At 32.2% G+C, this 14,138-nt stretch carries 13 protein-coding genes; 8 read left to right on the top strand and 5 right to left on the bottom strand.

Features of this window, described 5'->3' with window-relative positions; genetic code table 11:
- The first annotated feature begins 124 nt into the window (after positions 1-124).
- Entirely contained in the window at positions 125-2,116 is a 1,992-nt protein-coding gene (locus tag PL77_RS03365; RefSeq protein ID WP_082026382.1) for a YgiQ family radical SAM protein, read from the top strand.
- A 144-nt stretch (positions 2,117-2,260) separates the two neighbouring features.
- Here PL77_RS03365 and PL77_RS03370 read toward each other — a convergent pair whose 3' ends face one another.
- A complete protein-coding gene (locus tag PL77_RS03370; protein WP_044201778.1) occupies positions 2,261-2,656 on the bottom strand; it encodes an energy transducer TonB in 396 nt (131 codons plus the stop codon).
- A 383-nt stretch (positions 2,657-3,039) separates the two neighbouring features.
- Here PL77_RS03370 and PL77_RS03375 point away from each other — a divergent pair, with 383 nt between their 5' ends.
- The 4 genes from PL77_RS03375 to PL77_RS03390 all read left to right on the top strand — a co-directional run bounded on the left by PL77_RS03375 (position 3,040) and on the right by PL77_RS03390 (position 8,029).
- A complete protein-coding gene (locus tag PL77_RS03375; RefSeq protein ID WP_044201780.1) occupies positions 3,040-3,417 on the top strand; it encodes a BlaI/MecI/CopY family transcriptional regulator in 378 nt (125 codons plus the stop codon).
- Positions 3,410-4,957, top strand: coding sequence for a M56 family metallopeptidase (locus PL77_RS03380; RefSeq protein WP_044201782.1), 1,548 nt, complete (start codon positions 3,410-3,412; stop codon positions 4,955-4,957). The genes PL77_RS03375 and PL77_RS03380 overlap by 8 nt, the downstream gene beginning before the upstream one ends.
- 99 nt (positions 4,958-5,056) lie before the next feature.
- The gene (locus PL77_RS03385) at positions 5,057-6,571 is read left to right on the top strand and encodes a M56 family metallopeptidase (RefSeq protein ID WP_082026383.1); all 1,515 of its coding nucleotides are present in this window, start codon (positions 5,057-5,059) and stop codon (positions 6,569-6,571) included.
- Between the two features lie 111 nt (positions 6,572-6,682).
- Complete coding sequence (locus PL77_RS03390) at positions 6,683-8,029, top strand: leucine-rich repeat domain-containing protein (protein WP_044201786.1); 1,347 nt, start codon at positions 6,683-6,685, stop codon at positions 8,027-8,029.
- Between the two features lie 46 nt (positions 8,030-8,075).
- Here PL77_RS03390 and yiaA read toward each other — a convergent pair whose 3' ends face one another.
- Positions 8,076-8,471: an inner membrane protein YiaA gene (gene yiaA / locus PL77_RS03395; RefSeq protein ID WP_044201788.1), complete on the bottom strand. Its 396-nt coding sequence runs from the start codon at positions 8,469-8,471 to the stop codon at positions 8,076-8,078.
- A 327-nt stretch (positions 8,472-8,798) separates the two neighbouring features.
- On the opposite strand from yiaA, the gene hemA reads away from it, so the two are divergent.
- A complete protein-coding gene (gene hemA, locus PL77_RS03400; RefSeq protein ID WP_044201790.1) occupies positions 8,799-9,833 on the top strand; it encodes a glutamyl-tRNA reductase in 1,035 nt (344 codons plus the stop codon).
- Positions 9,834-9,874: 41 nt separating this feature from the next.
- Complete coding sequence (locus tag PL77_RS03405; protein ID WP_044201792.1) at positions 9,875-10,351, top strand: globin domain-containing protein; 477 nt, start codon at positions 9,875-9,877, stop codon at positions 10,349-10,351.
- 113 nt (positions 10,352-10,464) lie between these two features.
- Here PL77_RS03405 and PL77_RS03410 read toward each other — a convergent pair whose 3' ends face one another.
- On the bottom strand, positions 10,465-11,142 hold the full coding sequence (locus PL77_RS03410; RefSeq protein WP_216595873.1) for an NAD-dependent epimerase/dehydratase family protein: 678 nt from the start codon (positions 11,140-11,142) through the stop codon (positions 10,465-10,467).
- A 329-nt stretch (positions 11,143-11,471) separates the two neighbouring features.
- On the opposite strand from PL77_RS03410, the gene PL77_RS03415 reads away from it, so the two are divergent.
- Entirely contained in the window at positions 11,472-11,666 is a 195-nt protein-coding gene (locus tag PL77_RS03415) for a hypothetical protein (protein WP_044201795.1), read from the top strand.
- Here PL77_RS03415 and PL77_RS03420 read toward each other — a convergent pair.
- Together PL77_RS03420 and PL77_RS03425 are read right to left on the bottom strand one after the other, a co-directional pair.
- On the bottom strand, positions 11,658-12,281 hold the full coding sequence (locus PL77_RS03420; protein WP_044201797.1) for a 4'-phosphopantetheinyl transferase superfamily protein: 624 nt from the start codon (positions 12,279-12,281) through the stop codon (positions 11,658-11,660). The two genes, PL77_RS03415 and PL77_RS03420, sit on opposite strands and share 9 nt — an antisense overlap.
- 113 nt (positions 12,282-12,394) lie before the next feature.
- On the bottom strand, positions 12,395-13,981 hold the full coding sequence (locus PL77_RS03425) for a hypothetical protein (protein WP_044201799.1): 1,587 nt from the start codon (positions 13,979-13,981) through the stop codon (positions 12,395-12,397).
- Between the last annotated feature and the right edge of the window lie 157 nt (positions 13,982-14,138).

The following is a 14,138-nucleotide window of genomic DNA, read 5'->3' on the forward strand; positions in this document are numbered from 1 at the left end:
AGAACAAAACCATTAGAAATCAGTTTATAAACAAAAAATTCACTTTCATTTCAGAAATACTTTATCGTAAAATTTACTTTCTAGTAACATTCTTACGAAATTTGTACCCCGAACTTGAGATAGAATGATAAGAAGAGAGAATAAATTATCTGATTGGTTACCAATCACTAAGAAAGAAATGGCATTAAGAGGTTGGGATAGCCTAGATGTCATTATCATATCAGGAGATGCCTATGTGGATCATCCTTCATTTGGTGCTGCTGTAATTGCAAGACTTGTAGAGTCTGAAGGATTAAAAGTAGGAATTATCCCTCAACCCAATTGGAAAGGTGACTTAAGCGACTTCAAACAGTTAGGTAAACCTAATTTGTTTTTTGGAGTAACTGGTGGATGTATGGACTCAATGGTCAATCATTACACTGCTGCCAAAAGAAGACGCTCTAATGATGCATATACGGCCGGTGGGGAATCAGGACAAAGACCTGATTATGCTACCATAGTTTATTCTAAAATCCTAAAAGAGTTATATCCTGACGTTCCTGTACTAATTGGTGGAATTGAGGCCTCTTTACGTAGGGTAACACATTATGACTATTGGTCTGACCAATTGAAACCTTCTATTCTAGAAGAATCAGAGGCTGACATATTGGTTTACGGAATGGGAGAACAACCTTTAAGACAAATTATCAAACTTGTCAAAAAAGGAGTACCAATGCGTTCATTAAAAACTATTCAACAGACTGCCATTTTACAGCCTGTGGAAGAAGAATTACCTAAAGGGGTGCATTGGAATACAATTGACCTTCACTCTCATGAAGAATGTTTGGAAGACAAAATAAAGTTCGCTTCCAATTTCAAGCATATAGAAAGAGAATCTAACAAGCAGTATGCTGACCGCTTAACGCAGGTAATAGGTAAGTACAGATTAGTCATAAATCCTCCATATAAGACAATGAAGGAGAAAGAAATCGATGCTTCCTTTGATTTACCTTACACAAGATTACCACATCCAAAGTATAACAACCAAGGTGCAATCCCTGCTTTTGATATGATCAAATTCTCAATCAATATGCATAGAGGTTGTTTTGGAGGATGTTCTTTCTGTACAATTTCAGCTCACCAAGGAAAAATGATTGCGAGTCGTTCTGAATCTTCAATTTTAAAAGAAATTGATAAAGTAACGACTATGCCTGACTTCAAAGGATATTTAAGTGATCTTGGTGGCCCTAGTGCCAACATGTACAAGATGAAAGGTAAAATACAATCCATTTGTGATAAATGCGTAAGTCCTTCTTGTATTCACCCTGTGGTTTGTGACAACTTAGATTCATCACATAAGGCAATGACGCAACTTTACAGAAAAGTTGACAAGCACCCTGAAATCAAAAAAGCATTTGTAAGTAGTGGTATCCGATATGACCTTTTGGTAAGCGACTATAACAAATCAGATGAAACAAAAAGTTTACATGAATACATGGAACAGGTAGTCACAAGACATATACCTGGCCGATTGAAAGTAGCTCCCGAACATACTTCAGATCCTGTTTTAAGGATAATGAGAAAACCTTCTTTCAAACACTTCCATACATTCAAGAAGAAATTCGATCAAATCAATAAAAAGCATGGGTTAAAACAACCTTTGATTCCTTATTTTATTTCAAGTCACCCTGGTTGTGAAATGAAAGATATGGCAAACCTTGCTTTAGAAACAAAAGAAATGGGTTTCCAATTGGAGCAAGTACAAGATTTCACTCCTACTCCAATGACTGTTGCTACTGTAATTTATTATACGGGTGTACACCCTTATACTTTAAAGCCAGTGGATACGGTAAAAGATCCTAGAAAGAAAAAGGATCAGAACAAGTTCTTCTTCTGGTATAAAAAAGAAAATCAAGCTTGGATCAGAGAAACACTTCGCAAAAGTGGCAACTCTAAAATGGCAGAAGATTTATTAAAATATCACGCCAAAGCTAAAAGAGATGAGCGTGATGCTAAAGCGAACAGTTCATCTGCATCAAAAAATAAACGTGGTGGAGTAAAAAGTCAATCATCTCGTGGTAAGGAGATGAAAATGGGCCAATCAAAAGCCTCGAATAGAAGAAAGAAGAGAAGATAAATTGAACTTTTCCTTGAAAGTCAGTTTTTAACAACAAGGAAAACAGGATTTTATCTACAACTCTATTCATATAAAACAAAACACCTCATCAGATTTGAACCTGATGAGGTGTTTGTTATTTTAAGCTATATTTTTTCTCTACAATTAGTAGTTTAATGAGAAGTTAAAAGGAACAATTACCCAAGATGGAACTGCTTGTACTTCACCTGTAATTGTATTAGTAACTACAGTAGGCTCAAACTCTAATTTCATAATTGCTTCTTCTACAGAAGATGCTAGCATTTCGCTACCTTTAATTACTGTATATTTTGTAACCTCCCCTTCAGCATTAACATAAGCTTTAATCTTCACTTGTCCTTCGATTCCTAAATCTTTACCAACTTTTGGATAATCAATTTGAGAAGTTATCTCTTCATAATTTACAACTTTTGCTTGTTGATATGTAAATAATGGTTTGTCGTCATCGAAGTTGTCTGCTGCTACATTAATAACTAATCCGAAAATAAATGCTACTGATAATAATATATTTTTTATGTTCATGACTTTACTTTTTTAGTTTTAAAAATTATTAATGTTACTTATCCTTAACATTAACGTAATATAAAGATGGTTGTTTAAATTCTATATTGTACTAAGTACACTTAAGTTTTTTTGATGATTATGATCATTTTTAGCATTATAACGCTTATTTATTCTCTTTAGTTTCACTCTTGAATAATAAAAAGAGTAAATATTTCTCAAAAAAGAACAATAACTAAAAAACACTTCAATATTAATTTAATGTTACACACTATATAATAATAACTAAGAAATTAACTGAACTAATAATTTAGTTTTAAAACTAAATTATTAGTTATAAAAGTTGTAAACTAAATCTTTAGTTCATACATTGCATTCATAATCAAATACTAAATATATATTCAATGAAAAAATTAACTACTGCCGAAGAACAAGTGATGCAGGTATTATGGGACCTAAAAAAGGCATTTGTAAAAGAAATCATTACTGAATTACCTGAACCAAAACCTGCATACAATACGGTTTCTACTATTATCAGAATCTTACAGCAAAAAGAGTTTGTGGGCCATAATACTTTTGGGAAAAGTCATCAGTACTTTCCTTTAGTCACAAAAGAACAATACTCCCATCAATACTTAAAAAGTTTTGTAGGACGTTTCTTTAGTGGCTCCTTTGAAAACATGGTTTCATTCTTTGCGAAAAAGGAAGATGTTGATCTCAATGAATTAGAAGATCTTTTAAAAGATATTGATCCTGATAAAAAAGAAGAAAGCGATGATTAGTTATTTATTAATATCTTCTACAGGACTTGTCGTTTTAGCACTATTCTATTTTGTATTTCACAAGAATGAAACTTTCTTCCAACAAAATAGACTGACTTTACTGATGGGAATTTTGGTTAGTATCACCTTCCCTATGTTTGATAGTATTCTTTCAAACTACCAACAGACTATAATTACAGAAGTAGTTCCTACATTATACCTACCAGAATTGGTGATTGGAGGTGGAGCTATTGAAGAAAGTAGTTTTTCAGAAATAAGTACAAGCAACCTTGTATTGATGATCTACTTTTTGGTCTTTTTTATCTTACTGACTCGTTTTATTATATCGAATTTCAAACTATTGAAATTTATCAGATTCCATCAGCGAGTAAACTTCAAAGGAAGCACACTGATCTATACTGATGGGAAATATCCCACTTTTGCCTACTTGAAATACATTTTTTGGGATAATACCACAAAGTTGACGACCAAAGAACAAGAGATGATATTTCAACATGAACGGACTCACATCAAAGAGCTCCACTCTCTCGATATATTTCTGATGGAAATCCTTAAGATCATCTTTTGGTTCCATCCAGCTATTTACCTCATTGATGCTGCACTACGCACGCAGCATGAATACCTCGCCGATCAAAAGGCTAATCAAATGACTAACGATGCATCATACAGTCAATTAATGGTCCAGTCTCTTTTTGAAGATATCTCTTTAAACGTAGGACATGGTTTTCAATTTTCAACTGTAAAATCAAGAATTAAAATGCTAAAAAAAGAACGTACAAATCAATGGAAAAGAGTTTCTAGCCTATTCACCTTTTCAATCTTAGTTTCGAGTATCATATTTCTTCAAGCTTGTGTAAAGGATGAAATCAATGCAGTAGATCCTAGATTAGCAGAAGTTACTTCTGAAACACTCTATGGGTATGAGTTAGAGGATAAGATTTATTGGGACACAAACTCAAATTCATCCTTAAAAGATCTAGTTTTACCTTATGAAATTTCTCAAGTAAGAGTAATTACAGGTACCCAACTTCCTCAAATCTTTAGTGATAACGTAACAGGAGTGGTCATTGTTGAAGTTAAAGATGAAGTAGATTTAGGAAAAAAAATTAATATCAATGATATGCCTTCCACTTCAGCTTCATTATTCAAAACTGATCAAAAAGATGAATCCTATGCTGATAAAACAAAAATGGATTTAAAAGAAATCAAAATTGGTGATGATAATGAAATATATGAAGTAGTTCAAAACCCGGCTGGATATCCTGGAGGAATGGAAGCGTTTTATAAGGTTGTTGGGAATAATATGAAATATCCAAAAGAAGCTATCGAAAAACGCATTGAGGGAAAAGTATTCTTACAGTTTGTAATTAATAAGGAGGGAAATGGAGAAGATTTCAAAATTGTTAGAGGCGTTGATCCTCTCTTAGATCAAGAAGCCTTGAGAGTTGCTCAATTGTTAATTAAAGAATGGACCCCTGCTAATAACAAAGGAGAAATAGTAAAACAACGTCTAGTACTACCTATCAACTTTAAATTATAAAATAAATGATTTCATGCTTTGCAAAAAAGGAAGATGTAAATCTAAATAAGTTAGAAGGTTTATTAAATGAAATTGATTTAAATAAAAAAGAAGAAAGCAATGATTAGTTATTTATTAATGTCTTCTACAGGTCTTGTCGTTTTAGCACTATTCTATTTTGTATTTCACAAGGGAGAGACATTTTTTCAACAAAATAGAATAACATTATTAATAGGAATTGCTGTTAGCTTGATTTTCCCTTTGTTTGATAATATTCTTTCCGATCAACAACGAGTGATTGTGGCAGATGCTCTACCTGTTTTGAATCTCCCTGAATTGGTAATTGGAAATCAAAAGGTGAATGAAAGTATTTTATCAGAATGGACATTAGAAAGTGCTATTCTTCTCTCCTATTTACTTGTCATATTTATTCTTTTTACCCGTTTCATTTTTTCTAATTATAAGCTCATCCGGTTTATTAAACGTCACAAAAAAGTAAATTTCAAAGACAGTACTCTTATTTACACTGAAGGGAAATATCCCACTTTTGCTTACTTGAAATACATTTTTTGGGATAATACCACACAATTAAATCAAAAAGAACAAGAACTCATCTTTCAACATGAAAGAACACATATTAAAGAATTACACTCTCTCGATATTTTTCTGATGGAAATCCTTAAGATCATCTTTTGGTTCCATCCAGCTATATACCTCATTGATGCTGCACTGCGCACGCAGCATGAATACCTTGCCGATAAAAAGGCAAATCAAATGACTAACGATGCATCATACAGTCAATTAATGATCCGGTCTCTTTTTGAAGATATCTCTTTAAATGTAGGACATGGTTTTCAATTTTCAACTGTAAAATCAAGAATTAAAATGCTAAAAAAAGAACGCACAAATCAATGGAAAAGAGTTTCTAGTCTCTTTACCTTTTCAATCTTAGTTACAAGTATTGTTTTCCTACAAGCTTGCGTCAAAGATGAATTTGAAATTATCGATGCAGATTCCCTATTGTCAGAGGTTTCAACCGAACAAGTTTACGGGTATCAAATTGATGGCAGAACTTATTGGGATGTCAAACAAAGCTATGTTAATACTTTAAATCCTGATGAGATAGAAGCCATCAACGTTATGAAAGGAGACAAAATACCTTCTTTTTTTAACGAGCATGTCAAGGGAACAATCATTATATCTTTCAAAAATGATTTAAACAGCCAGTTGATTAGTAACCTTAAGGTTCTTCCATCATCTAGTTTAGTTTTTGATGTAACTGAAAACGCAAAATGGGAACAACAAAAATTGAAATCAGAGGAAGTTTTTGACGAAGTTCAAAACCCTGCCAACTATCCTGGTGGTATGAATGTCTTATATGAAGAAATAGGGCAAACAATGAAATATCCAGAAGAAGCTCAAGAAAAGGGTATTGAGGGTAAAGTTTATCTTCAATTTGTAATTAATGAAGAAGGCAATGGAGAAGACTTTAAAATTGTACGAGGCATTGATCCTATTCTAGACCAAGAGGTACTAAGAGTTGCTGATATAGTGATGAAAGGTTGGGAACCTGCAAATCACGAAGGAAAAATTGTTAAGCAAAGACTTGTTTTACCTATTACTTTCAAATTATAAGTACAAATTCAATAACTCATAAACTAACACTTCATCTAGTTTATGTGATTTGTCAACATATAGCAGAACACTTACCCAAAGTGTTCTGTTTTTTTAAATAACTAAGCCATTATGAATAAACTATTTTTTTCCATTCTATTCCTTCCTTTGTTTACAAATGCTCAAAGTAGAAAAGAAGTTAAGTTAATCCATCAAAAACAATTGGACTTTCAAGCTGAAAAAGATGCACGATATAACAATAGTATAACAAGGTTCCACAACTTTTTAAAAGAAAAAAATCCTGAGAACTTACGTCGAATCATCGAGGCCGCTAAGGCTGATTCATTAGAGGATATCAAAAATAGAAAAGAAAAAGAACTGCTCTACACGCAGTTTCTTGATACTCTTGATCGGAATACTTCAAAAATCCGTTTAGATTATTCAAGCTGTTCAGAGTTGCCTGAATCGTTGACTTATTTTGAAAATTTAGACACTCTAACGTTTACAAATCATCAACTTACTTCTAGTAACAAAGTATTAAAAGGGCTAAAGAATTTAAAGTATTTAGACCTTTCTAAAAACAATTTCTCTGGTAAACGACTGAAACTTTATAAACTGAAACACTTAGAATACCTTGATCTTAGTGATTGTAATATAGAAAGACTTCCTAAAAATCTTAAGCGACTAAAAAAACTAAAGACACTCATTTTATCCAATAATCCACTTCAAAACACAAAGGGTATTCAAAAGTTGAAAAAACTAGAGTCTTTAAACCTCAATAAAACCGTGTTACCTCTTGATCCTTACAGTATATGTAAACTGAAGAATCTGAAAAAATTAAATATGAACGAATGCGAGTTACTAGAGATTCCTACAAAGGTAGAGTCATTAAAAAATATAGAAAGCCTCGTATTAGCAAAGAATAGAATAAGTAGTATTCCTGATGAATTAGGGAATTTAAAAATGATTAATCATATCATTTTATATCAAAATGAGATTGAGCAAATTCCTGATTCATTTTATCAATTGACACAGCTTAAAGAGTTTGATATTTATCACAATAACATTCAAACTATATCAAATAAAATAGGACAGTTACATAACCTAAATACACTTTATCTCTCTTTTAATAAGATAAAAGACTTGCCCATAGAACTACAACAGCTTACGGAATTGGAAAAACTCTATCTTCACCATAATCAAATAGAGTACATTTTTGACTTAAGCTCAATGGAAAATCTAAAAGTATTGCATCTCCAAAATAATCAATTAGACTCTTTCCCTAATTCAATATTAAAATTAGAGCAACTTGTAGATTTAGATCTGTCAAATAATAGGATTACTTTTTTCCCAGAAAAATTAAATGATTTACCCAACCTTGAAATAGTCAATTTGTCTGATAACATGGTGGAGTTTGAAGCAGAGTATAAAGAAAAGTTCAAGCCTCTAAAACAGCAGGGTATAAATGTCAACTTATAAGAAAAAAGGGTACTCGTTTTAAAATGAGTACCCTTTCTATTTTCACTTAAGAACTTTCATACTTTGCGATATCACGGGTATTTTTCTGAACTGTGATAGCTCCAAATATGGATAAAACGAATCCAAAAGCATAAAAGCCTTTTTCACTGAGTAATAAATCGGCGTTAAATAATCCGATACCCAATAGTAATATTGACGCAATTAAGGAAAACCAACTAAATCCAAAGTAAACATTGGTCATTGGTATAAACTCTTGTTTATCTCTAACACACTTTTGAACTGATATTGCTGCATATAATGCAAAAAGTAAAACTACTAAGTAATACCCCTTTTCATTTAACATCATCTCCGCTCTCAAAAGTCCAATCGAGTAGCCTAATACACCTATTCCAGTGGCTACCCACGAAGAAATTACATATGCATTTGACGGTTTTGTATTCATAGTTAATCTTTTTAGAGTTAAGTAATAATTACCCTCTCCTATTCAAAAGAGGCCTTTAAAACGTAGTTGGGAGTTATTAACGAGCGTTATTTAATAAATGTTCATTCATTCACTAATAAAAATTGTTAAATGAATCTTTATGAATAATAGTTTATGATAATTAATCCTGCGAAAAAACAGTTTACAACCTTATATAAAACTCAATGACTGATGAAATATAACATAGTAAAGGAGATTACAGACATCTACCTTTGTAATGTATTAAAAGTTATACATGCTATTAAGCACTTTCTGATACCACACTTCTCACACTAAACTTGTATTACAATGACAGCCGATTTAAAACTCTTTTCTATTTCACACACGAAAGCAAACGTTGAAATTCGTGAAAAATTTGCTCTTAACAATCAAGAAGTTAGACAGTTACTTCATCAGTTCAAAGAAATTCTTTCTATTAATGAAGCAATGATTTATAGTTCTTGTAATCGTACTGAAATCTATTATAGTGCTGATACACTTAAGACGAACGATATTTTGCAAGTACTTTGTGCTCATAAATGTCTAATTCCTTCGGAGAAGTATAAGGAGTATGTGGAAGAAAAAGAAAGTAAGGCTTCTATAAAGCATTTATTGTGTACCGGAATCGGTTTAAATTCTACTCTTTTAGGAGATCACCAAGTTTTTGGTCAACTCAAAAAATCATTTGAGATTTCAAAAGAGGAAGGTATGAGTAAAAATGTATTGAATAGTCTTATGGAAAGATTCATTCAATTTTATCAAAGAATATCTTCTGAAACAGAGTACAATTATGGTATTACATCCAATTCTTATGCAGCGGCAAATATCATTCAGAAAGAATACAATAAAGATTCAAACAAGAAAGTATTAATTATTGGTGTGGGAGAAATGGGAAGTGATGTTTGTTACTTTCTAAGCAAGTTTAATACAAAAAATGTTTGGGTGACCAATCGAACAATGAAGAAAGCAAAAGAAATGAGTAGAACATATGGCTTCAATAGCATTGACTATGGTTTACATGCTAAAAAACTACATATGTTTGATATCATTTTGACTACGGCTCGTCAACAGGCTCACTCTTATAAAAGTATACATTTCAATAATAAACCTCCTCAACTTGTCATTGACCTTTGCTCACCAAGAACAGTATCTACAGAGATCTGTAATTTAGGAACAAAGTTATTGAATGTGGATGATTTGGGGCAACAAACAGATCATACGATATTGAGAAGAAAAAGAACTGTTCCTCAAGTGGAAAGTATCATTGAAGAAGAGACGAATTTCTTTACAGAAAACTTTAATCAGGCTGTATATATTCCTTCAGTGAGCCAAGCCACTGCATAATTTAAGTTTTCTCATTATACTTTATATCATAAACTAATACTATGGGTTTTATAAGCTCACTATTAGGTAAAAAGAAAAACAGTCCAAAAGATTTGATTTCTACTAAGCAAATTGAACTTGTTCAGCATTCTTTTACTTTAATAACGCCACACCGAGGACAAGTTTCTGAATTATTCTTTTCAAAATTATTTCAAGTAGAAACGTCTTTAGAGTCTTCCATACAATTAGATCCAAAAGATCAAGAAAGGAAACTCATCCCTATGTTGTCAGCTATTGTCAATGGCTTACAAGATATTGAATTAATAATTCCAATCCTGCAAGATTTTGGAAGAACTCATGTTGAACATAATATTCAAGAAAAACATTATGAAGCTGTTCGTCAAGCTTTATTTTACGCTTTAGAAACGGTACTCCAAGAACAATGGACCACACAAGTATATGATGCTTGGAGTACAATTTTTAATGTCATAACTGATATAATGAAAGAGGCTGCTAACGCTATACTAAATGCAAGTTAGCACATCTCTATTACCTTTTAATAATCTAATAACTACACACTAAAAAAGGAACGTTGGCCAACTTTTCACTGCTAGAATAATTACAACCCGGCCGACTTCCTTTTTTTATAAAACTATTTTAATGCTGCCCTATTAATATCGTGATTCTCTAAGTAGGTTTCGCTATAACCATTTTTCACCACTGATATCATCGCTTTTCCTAGCCTTGATGTAGTGGTGATACTTTTGGGGAATAATTTATCCAGAATTGAGAAAAGAGGCGATACAAAAAGGTAAATCGCTTTGTATAATGGTACTTTAGAAGTCACCCCTTTTTCAGGCTGAATAAATCCCGGCCTAAACATATAAGATTGATTAAAAGGCATTTTCAAAATTGCATTTTCAGTCTTCCCTTTTACATTTGCCCAATTCATTGATGAATCTTCACCGGTGGCTGTTCCTGCCCCAGAAACATAACAAAATGTCATTTCAGGATTAAGAGGCAAAACAATTTCGGCAAAATGCATTGTCAAATCAAAAGTAATCTCATGGTATTTTTCGTTGGAAATACCAGCAGATGAAATTCCTAAACAAAAATAACAAGCATCGTAATCCGTCATCTGGGGAATAATTGTTGAAAAGTCTGAGAAGTCTTTGTGTATTATTTCACTTAATTTTGGGTGTTTTATACCTGTAGATTCTCTAACAATAATCAATACTTTCTCTACATCATTACTTTCAAGGCATTCTAATAGAACACCTTTACCAACCATTCCGGTTGCTCCTGTAATAATGGCTTTAATTTTCTCCATGCTAGTAGTTTATTCAATTAGTATTTTATAATTCAAGACCATTTCTTGAAAAGTAGTAATAGATTGATTCTATACCTTCTAACGTAGAAATTAATAATAAATTATTACTAATTATATAAAAGTAATTATTAATCTTGTTTTCATTATAAAAATTCCTTTCTAACTGACTCTCAATGGGAATTACTGCAAAGTAATCGATACGAACTGCCTGAATTGTTGTGATTTTATGTTAATAAAAACAAGAAATAAAGGCAATATGTAAAGATATAGTAACGTTGTTTCTTATTTTCACATTCGTAACACATTTAGGTTAAATTTATATTAAATATATGGAGAAAATATTCATCATCTTTACCGCCTTGACTTTACTCAGTTTTGGTACTGTAAAGTTTACTTCTTTGTTTAAATACTTTGGTTTAGAAATCATCGAAGCAATCGCTCTTTCTTTCTTAGTCTCAACGTTTCTATTAGCGAGTATTGCTAAAATTATGGTTTCCTATATGGGTTTTCAACCTTTATTTTAATGTTTTTTTAAAACAGATAGCGACTACCAGCTCATTGCCAATCGTTTTTAAATCAAAATGCCAATTGTTCTCACCTGCTATTTGTAATACCCAGTTGCCATCGATATACCAAAAAGTAAAAGTATCAAGTAAAAAAGATTTATCTGTAGCTTTTATAAAAGCTTCTTTCATCGTAAACAATTGAAATAAAGCTAATTTCCTTTGTGCTGCATCTTGAATAGATTTTACTTCATTCAACTCTTGAGTAGACAAAAACCACTTTAATTTCTCTTCATCCAAAGCAGAAATAGGCTCCAAATCAACACCTATTTCGTTTTGGGAAGTGACTAAAACAATATAACCATTACTATGCGATAGGTTGAAATGGAAATCACCATATATCTTTGAAAGAAATGGTTTGCCATTCTCAGAGTAAGATAGTGAGATCTGTTTTGGTTCTAAATTTAATTCTTTAGCAAGTGCATACTTAAGGAAAGTTCTTGCAGTCAGAAACTCTTCTTTTTTAACCTCTGAAATAAATCGTTTATACCTTTTTAATTCTTCACCGTCTAGTAGTGATATATCACCTTTTAAAGCATCAACAGTAGTGGTAATTATTTTGTAAGGTTTACTCATCAATTAAGCTTTTTCAATTTTTGAAAGACTAATATAGGAAGAAGTTTTTTATAATACATGAAGGGTTACTACTCAATAAGTAATAACCCTTCTGAAATATTTTATCAGATATATTATTCAATTATGCCATAACCGATATACTCTAAATCACCCTCACCCAATTTTCTATATACTCTGTAATGATTTTGTCCTCCTACCATATCAATATATTTAATTGGATTACTGTTGGCATCTGAATGAACATCTCGGTAAAAAACTGGCCCACTCATATTATCGTATGCAGAAAAGTCAACTAATTCGATCGGATGCTCTGCATTGTAATCTGTTCCTTTGTAAATCTTAATTTCATAAGTTTCATTTGAAGCTATAAAGGAGTCAAACTCAATAACGCCTTCTGTTTTTTCATTGACCCTTTGTTTTAAATTGATTTTTAAAGGCTCAGCAATAACCCCATCGAAATACGTAATTGATGTTTCTATGTTGATGCCCGTATAAGCTGCAGTACCAAGGTTGGAAACAACATAATAATCACCATCTTTTTCTGTACCTTGAAACATTCTAATGTGATTATCTGAAGCTAACAAGGCATCATATTTTATGGCTCTCACATCAGAATAAAAAACTGATCCACTTCCGGCTTGATAATCCGTTAACATTTCGACCATTCCTTCATTATACTGAATGTGATTGGAAACGTACATTCCTACTAACGAAGTGTCGTCTGGATTTTGATCACCTGAATGCATCTGATAAGCCACTAGCACATTACCATTATACCTCTCTTGTAATCTTACTGTGCCATCATACGTTTTGTTCTTCTCATTATCGAAAACGTAATCATTATAGTTCCCCGTTAATTCATTTCCTCCAACATCTCCTCTTCCTACTTCTGTACCTGAACTGGTTTCTTCAGTAATGATTAAAAAACCATCAACAATTGAAAGTGGTGTTGTATAATCGGTTAGATTCATAAAACTAACTGCGGCACTGTTATCATTCGTAAACTTCAGAATTGTAGGTAAACTTACTATAATATCATTTGTTGATGCACCTGTTGCAGCTGTACCTGTTCTGATTACTGGATAATAATCTTTACTATCGTCCCTATCTATCATCCTTACAGCAACTAACATTGGTGTATCTTCATTCTCTCTAGGCAGCATTACCGCTTCAGCTACTGTTGCAGAATCAGCATCGATTATAGCATACTTCTTTTCACCTGATTGTACGAAAGCATTTTCTCCCAAATCCGTAAAAACATTGATGGACAGAGGGTCTTCACTCTCTTTTAAAACTCTTAGGTTTCGATCTTCACTGACAAGCTGTTCGAAAATAATATTATTTCCATTATCACTTTGTACAACTTCAGTAATACTAGTTGTTTCTCCACTTGCAATTGGATTAAGAGTCAGGTAAACTTCATGATTCACTCCATCAAATAATCCATTATAAATCTTTACCGTCTGTTCTTCGGTTACTGGTTGGGACAATTCAACTCTGACCAATATTTTATCGTTTTCATCTAACTCAATACTTACTGTTCCGCTGGTTGCAAACTCATCTACTGAGTAAGTTGCAAATGTATTGACTTGAACCGGTAAAGTTGAAGGTGTATCATCCAAGTCATCGTTAGAGCATGAAAATACACTGATTAATAAAACGTTTAGGGCAATAAATCTAATTAGGTTTAGAACTTTCATGATTAATGTAGTATATAATAATAGTAGTATAAAATTTTGAGGTGTTCTTTCAATCAAGCAACACCATAATCATATCGTGTATTATGTTATACCGATTTTTTTATGTTTAAGTTCTAACTTTAACGATAATTTGCAATATATTCTTTCTTCAGGCCAT

Origin of the sequence: Flammeovirga sp. OC4 (assembly GCF_000812565.1) — a bacterium.
GTDB lineage: Bacteria > Bacteroidota > Bacteroidia > Cytophagales > Flammeovirgaceae > Flammeovirga.

Bases quoted from the DNA above. Each gene is read 5' to 3' on its own strand.
- PL77_RS03365 (WP_082026382.1), top strand. From the start codon at position 125: ATGATAAGAAGAGAGAATAAATTATCTGATTGGTTACCAATCACTAAG.
- PL77_RS03370 (WP_044201778.1), bottom strand. From the start codon at position 2,656: ATGAACATAAAAAATATATTATTATCAGTAGCATTTATTTTCGGATTA.
- PL77_RS03375 (WP_044201780.1), top strand. From the start codon at position 3,040: ATGAAAAAATTAACTACTGCCGAAGAACAAGTGATGCAGGTATTATGG.
- PL77_RS03380 (WP_044201782.1), top strand. From the start codon at position 3,410: ATGATTAGTTATTTATTAATATCTTCTACAGGACTTGTCGTTTTAGCA.
- PL77_RS03385 (WP_082026383.1), top strand. From the start codon at position 5,057: ATGATTAGTTATTTATTAATGTCTTCTACAGGTCTTGTCGTTTTAGCA.
- PL77_RS03390 (WP_044201786.1), top strand. From the start codon at position 6,683: ATGAATAAACTATTTTTTTCCATTCTATTCCTTCCTTTGTTTACAAAT.
- yiaA (WP_044201788.1), bottom strand. From the start codon at position 8,471: ATGAATACAAAACCGTCAAATGCATATGTAATTTCTTCGTGGGTAGCC.
- hemA (WP_044201790.1), top strand. From the start codon at position 8,799: ATGACAGCCGATTTAAAACTCTTTTCTATTTCACACACGAAAGCAAAC.
- PL77_RS03405 (WP_044201792.1), top strand. From the start codon at position 9,875: ATGGGTTTTATAAGCTCACTATTAGGTAAAAAGAAAAACAGTCCAAAA.
- PL77_RS03410 (WP_216595873.1), bottom strand. From the start codon at position 11,142: ATGGAGAAAATTAAAGCCATTATTACAGGAGCAACCGGAATGGTTGGT.
- PL77_RS03415 (WP_044201795.1), top strand. From the start codon at position 11,472: ATGGAGAAAATATTCATCATCTTTACCGCCTTGACTTTACTCAGTTTT.
- PL77_RS03420 (WP_044201797.1), bottom strand. From the start codon at position 12,281: ATGAGTAAACCTTACAAAATAATTACCACTACTGTTGATGCTTTAAAA.
- PL77_RS03425 (WP_044201799.1), bottom strand. From the start codon at position 13,981: ATGAAAGTTCTAAACCTAATTAGATTTATTGCCCTAAACGTTTTATTA.